Source organism: Treponema sp. R6D11, from assembly GCF_054786075.1.
This window is the reverse complement of the sequence record NZ_BDHD01000317.1, coordinates 1-1,474: the sequence shown is the minus strand read 5'-3', so window position 1 is coordinate 1,474 and position 1,474 is coordinate 1. Positions and strand designations below refer to the sequence as shown.

Below are 1,474 nucleotides of genomic sequence, written 5' to 3'. Positions count from 1 at the left end.
AACGGCAGATCGAGAGCAGATAATTTAATGCCGAGTCGCGGTTTTTATTTACTTCCGCCTGCAACCCCGCGCGTAGGAAAAGATACTGCCTGTTGTTGGAGTTAATCGACGCGTAAGTGGCAAGAACCGTGTTCGCCTGCGCGAAATTACCCTGTTCTATCAGTATATGCGCCTTCATCAACAAAAGATCCCCGTTGCGCGGATCGTTCTTTAAAATGTCATCTACAACCGGCATGGCGCGTAACCAGTCCCTGCCTTCATAATAGGTATTGGCAAGCTGGCTTTTTATATACAGGCTGTCCGGGTATCTTATTATAAGATCGGATAAAAGAGTCGCTGCTTCCGACCGTCTGCCGTTAAGCGCCAGTAAACGCGCCGATCCCGTTATGGCAGGATAAAATTCATTGCTGATGGAATACGCTTTTTTATATGCGGCGTCGGCGTCCTTTAGCTGGTTCATGCGCTCATAAATTAACCCTGAAAAATAAGCGGGCAGAACGGAATCCGGCTTTAACCCGTCCGCTTTTGAAAGGTTCTTTAGGGCGGCGGCAAGAAGTTCGCTGGTCGTTTCGTTGTTAACCGCGAAGAACGGCAGAACATATTCAAAAAAATCTGTTGAATTTTCCCCGGGATGGACGTATACGCCTTTTTCCGCTTCCTTGATAATGCGGTTGTAAACAGAGGTCAGCGGAAGATCAACGTTGGCAAGCGCCAATTTTGAATCGGGATAAACCCGCTTTACAATTAACGCGATAAGGCTGTTCATCGTTCTGCCGAACTCGGCATTGCCAAGATCCCTGCTGCGGATTAACTCCTGCGCCTGCGTCATGGAAGATAAAAGGCCTGTTTCTACAAGGTCCCGTATTTCTTCGGCGAGTCCTCCGGCGGGAGCCTTGCTGTCGGTTTTTTTTGGCGGTTCGGGGGAATTTGTTTTGCTGGCAGGCGTCGATTTACAAGAGAAAATAATCAACGCTAAAAGTAAAATAACTAATTTCAGTTGCCGGATTTTCAAGATCACCTTATATTATCGGAATTATCATTTCAACTTTTTCGTTTCGCGCCATTAAAAAACCTGCAATTTCTAAAAAAGCCTAATATACAAAAGTATACCGTAATGATATATTATAAACAATGAAAAACATTAAAATTTACATGCTATTTATTGTAATTTTACCGCTTTTTTCCTGCGGATTAACGCCAAAAAGCCTAAAAAGAGACGCTTCCGGCATAGACTCCTACTACATTACCGCCCCAAGGAAAAACAAGGTTTATATGCTGTCCACCATCCACTTTTTGGGGTAGGAACCCCCCGCGGGGGGGGGGGATTTTGCCTTAATTAGGAAAATTTCCCGCGTTTCCCCCAAAAAAAAAGTTTTTAACCCGCCTTATCTTTTTTTTAACATAAAAAGCCAAAAACAACCCCGCCGATCCCTATAACGCCTATTATTATATGATGGTCGCCTACGCCTATATC

At 44.6% G+C, this 1,474-nt stretch carries 2 protein-coding genes; one reads left to right on the top strand and one right to left on the bottom strand.

The annotated features are described in order from the left end of the window. The coding region (locus tag ACYVTD_RS12695; protein ID WP_461248117.1) for a tetratricopeptide repeat protein at positions 1-1,012 on the bottom strand (1,012 nt) is incomplete at its 3' end. 119 nt (positions 1,013-1,131) lie between these two features. On the opposite strand from ACYVTD_RS12695, the gene ACYVTD_RS12690 reads away from it, so the two are divergent. Next, positions 1,132-1,302, top strand: a complete 171-nt coding sequence (locus ACYVTD_RS12690) for a hypothetical protein (protein WP_461248116.1) — start codon at positions 1,132-1,134, stop codon at positions 1,300-1,302. The last annotated feature ends 172 nt before the right edge of the window (positions 1,303-1,474 follow it).

Bases quoted from the DNA above. Each gene is read 5' to 3' on its own strand.
- ACYVTD_RS12690 (WP_461248116.1), top strand. From the start codon at position 1,132: ATGAAAAACATTAAAATTTACATGCTATTTATTGTAATTTTACCGCTT.